The following is a 3,780-nucleotide window of genomic DNA, read 5'->3' as shown; positions in this document are numbered from 1 at the left end:
CATTGGTCTTGCTTGCGGTTTCCATATTGGTTCCTCCTCACGTTTCCAGGGCGCACGCGACCGTCCCCCGTCCGCGAGATCATCGGACGTTGGTGCATCGCGTCATTTCGCTTCCAGCAGCGCGATGGAATGGGCTCGTTTCACCCGCGGCTGTTCCGCCGCTTCTCCTGCTCTGCTTGGAACGCGAGCAAGGCTACGTGGCGGCCGAGCTTTCGGGCTTGAACGGAATCGACAATCCTTTGAACGAAGCCCGGCGCCGGACTTCGACCAGCTTGGCAAACGGCGAAACCGGCTTATGCTCCCCTCCTGCCGATCGGCCAATGAGAAGCGGAAGCGGTCAACCGCGCCACATAATCTCTGGGAGGAGGCTCGTGCGATGGGCCAGTTCATCACGGTCGAGGAGCTGCCAAGCTACGCGCCCGGCGAGCTGATGCTGGACAGTTCGGCGGTGGGCAAGTCCGACTTTCGGTTGCGCGTCTTCCGCTATGCGCCGTCCGACATATGGGTGCCGCCAAACGAGAACTTCCTGATCGTCGTGTACCGCGAAGGCGCAACGTCGATGAACCGCCGCGTGACCGGCCACTGGAAGCAGGATCATGTCGGCCGCGGCGTCACGACGCTGCTGACGCGCGCGGAGCCTTCGAACTGGCGCTGGAGCCAAGACATCGAGGTCAGCCATTTCTACATTTCCCCGACCTTGATGGCGAAGACTGCAAGCGAAGCATTCGACCGCGATCCGGAAGGCATCGAGCTTCACGACCTGCTCAGGATCGAGGATCCTGTGCTGACCTGGATCGGCGACCGCATGGTGCAGGAGGTGTCCGAAGGCGCTCCGGGCGGGCGGCTGTGCTATGACGCGCTGGCACTTCAGGCGAGCGTGCACCTCCTGCGAAGATATGCCTCCGTGCAATTCAGGATGCCCTGTGCCCAGGGACGCTTCAGGCCGGCCCACGCGCGGCTGATCGAGGACTATGTCGAGCAGAACATGTCGAGGAACATCACGCTGGAGGAACTCGCCAACATCTGCAACTGCACGCCGGTGCAGTTTGCGCGCAAGTTCCAGGTCCACTACGGCATGCGGCCGCATGCCTATGTACTGAGCCGCAAGGTGCAGCGCGCGTGCCAATACCTGCGCAAGGACCGGCTCGCTCTGAAGGAGATTGCGCTCTTGTGCGGGTTTTCCGATCAGAGCCATCTCAACCGGATCTTCCGCAGGCAGCTCAACATCACGCCCGCAGAATACCGCAAGAGCTGCCTGAGCTAGTCTTGCTGCGTCACAATCGGACCCGCTCCTGAACACGAAGGTTGGGTATGCGATGGCCTGGAATTAGCACTCCCTTAACCAACCTGTCCCATCTTCCGAAGATGGTCTCGCGCGCGCGCCTGAAATCGATCCTGACCGGCCTTGCCCTCTACGCGATGGCGGCCGCCATCGTCGGCTATTTCGGCGTCAACGCCTACACCGGCAAATACGGCCTCAACGCCCGCCAGGAACTCGACCAGGAGATCATCGCGCTGACCAGCGAACTGGCGCAGCTCAAGCGCGAGCGCGTCAGGAGCGAGCAGCGGGTGTCGCTGCTGCGGCCGGAGAAGATCGACCCGGACATGCTGGACGAGCGGGCGCGCTTCCAGCTCGACTATGTCCATCCGCGCGATCTTGTTCGGATGATTCCCGCGAAGTAGCGTTTTCCGCAAGGCTCGAAACCGACACGAAGGCCGACGGTGGGCTCTGGAGCGCGGAGCATGGCGGCACCAACGGCATCGGCACCCGACTCGTCCAACCGCGTCCGCTGACCCACGCCCAGCATTCGGCAGCTACAAGCAATCAGACGCCGTCCGCTCTGATCCACTCACGATGCACGCTCCATGGGCACACAAAGGTTTGTTGCCCGATCTGCGCCAAAGATTTTGCAATATTTCGATCACGTTGCAGTGCGGCATAATGAAAGTCGCGCCATCTCGCCGCGGTGCTTTCCAAGGGCGTTTGAGTTGGGTTAGAGAGGGCGAAAGTTTTCTCTGACCCGGAATTCCCATGGCCGCACCCAAGAAAGCCGCCGCAAGCCCTTCACAGGACAAGACCGAAGGCGGCTCGCCACCGGAATTCACCCGGGAGCAGGAGCTCAAGGCGCTCCGCGACATGCTCCTGATCCGCAGGTTCGAGGAAAAGGCCGGTCAGCTCTACGGCATGGGCGCCATCGGCGGCTTCTGCCACCTCTATATCGGCCAGGAGGCCGTCGTGGTCGGCATGCAGATGGCCCTGAAACAGGGCGATCAGGTCATCACCGGCTATCGCGATCACGGCCACATGCTTGCCACCGGCATGGACGCCAACGGCGTCATGGCCGAGCTCACGGGCCGCCGCGGCGGCTATTCCAAGGGCAAGGGCGGCTCCATGCACATGTTCAGCAAGGAGAAGCACTTCTACGGCGGGCACGGCATCGTCGGCGCCCAGGTTTCGCTCGGCACCGGTCTCGCCTTTGCCAATCACTATCGCGGCAACGACAATATCAGTGTCACCTATTTCGGCGACGGCGCGGCCAACCAGGGCCAGGTCTACGAGAGCTTCAACATGGCGGAGCTCTGGAAACTGCCGGTGATCTACGTCATCGAGAACAACCGCTACGCCATGGGCACCTCGGTCTCGCGCGCCTCGGCGCAGCAGGATTTCTCCAAGCGCGGCGCGTCCTTCAACATCCCCGGCAAGCAGGTCGACGGTATGGACGTCCGCGCCGTCAAGGCTGCGGGTGAGGAGGCGGCGGCCTGGTGCCGCGCCGGCAAGGGACCCTTCATCCTGGAGATGCAGACCTATCGCTACCGCGGGCACTCGATGTCCGATCCTGCAAAATATCGCACACGCGAGGAGGTCGAGAAGGTCCGCCACGACCAGGATCCGATCGAGCAGGTGCGCAACCGCCTGCTGGCCGCCAAGGTCAGCGAGGCCGATCTCAAGGCGATCGACGCCGAGGTGCGCGATATCGTCAACGCCTCCGCCGATTTCGCCCAGCATGATCCCGAGCCGGATGCCGCCGAGCTCTGGACCGACGTTTACCGCTGAACGCGCGCAAGCTTTCCTTGGAGAAGATATGCCAATTCAAGTGCTGATGCCCGCGTTGTCGCCGACGATGGAGAAGGGCAACCTCGCCAAATGGCTGAAGAAAGAAGGCGAGACCATCAAGTCCGGCGACGTGATCGCCGAGATCGAGACCGACAAGGCGACCATGGAGGTCGAGGCCACCGACGAGGGCACGCTCGGCAAGATCCTGATACCCGAGGGCACCGCCGACGTCGCGGTGAACACGCCGATCGCAACCATTCTCGCCGACGGCGAGAGCGCGGCCGATCTCGCCAAGGCCACCGCGCCCGCGAAGCAGGAGAAGGCGGCGGAGTCCGCGCCGCCCGCCGCCGCCAAGGCCGAGGCGCCGCAGCCCAAGGCTGCGCCATCCGCGCCGCAGCCGGTCGCCGAGCCCGACCCGGAAGTCCCCGCCGGCACCGAGATGGTGACGCAGACCATCCGCGAAGCGTTGCGCGATGCCATGGCCGAAGAGATGCGTCGCGACGCCGACGTGTTCGTGATGGGCGAAGAGGTCGCCGAATATCAGGGCGCCTACAAGGTCACCCAGGGCCTGCTCCAGGAATTCGGCGCCAAGCGCGTGATCGACACCCCGATCACCGAGCACGGCTTTGCCGGCGTCGGGGTCGGCGCCGCGATGGCCGGGCTGAAGCCCATCGTCGAGTTCATGACCTTCAACTTCGCCATGCAGGCGATCGACCACATCATCA

The 3,780-nt window shown here is 63.5% G+C and carries 4 protein-coding genes; all 4 read left to right on the top strand.

The genetic code is table 11. The features are described from left to right. Positions 1–376 precede the first annotated feature (376 nt). Positions 377–1,264 (top strand): AraC family transcriptional regulator, encoded by an 888-nt coding sequence (locus JHD07_RS23735; protein WP_291626468.1) that lies wholly within the window; start codon positions 377–379, stop codon positions 1,262–1,264. A gap of 101 nt (positions 1,265–1,365) precedes the next feature. Further along, entirely contained in the window at positions 1,366–1,683 is a 318-nt protein-coding gene (locus JHD07_RS23730; RefSeq protein WP_291626466.1) for a septum formation initiator family protein, read from the top strand. A gap of 349 nt (positions 1,684–2,032) precedes the next feature. Next, positions 2,033–3,055: a pyruvate dehydrogenase (acetyl-transferring) E1 component subunit alpha gene (gene pdhA / locus JHD07_RS23725; RefSeq protein WP_291626464.1), complete on the top strand. Its 1,023-nt coding sequence runs from the start codon at positions 2,033–2,035 to the stop codon at positions 3,053–3,055. A 28-nt stretch (positions 3,056–3,083) separates the two neighbouring features. Continuing rightward, a partial coding sequence (locus JHD07_RS23720) for a biotin/lipoyl-containing protein (RefSeq protein ID WP_291626462.1) occupies positions 3,084–3,780 on the top strand: 697 nt, incomplete at its 3' end.

Origin of the sequence: Bradyrhizobium sp. (assembly GCF_016462955.1) — a bacterium.
Lineage (GTDB): Bacteria > Pseudomonadota > Alphaproteobacteria > Rhizobiales > Xanthobacteraceae > Bradyrhizobium.
This window is presented reverse-complemented; position numbering and strand designations above follow the sequence as displayed.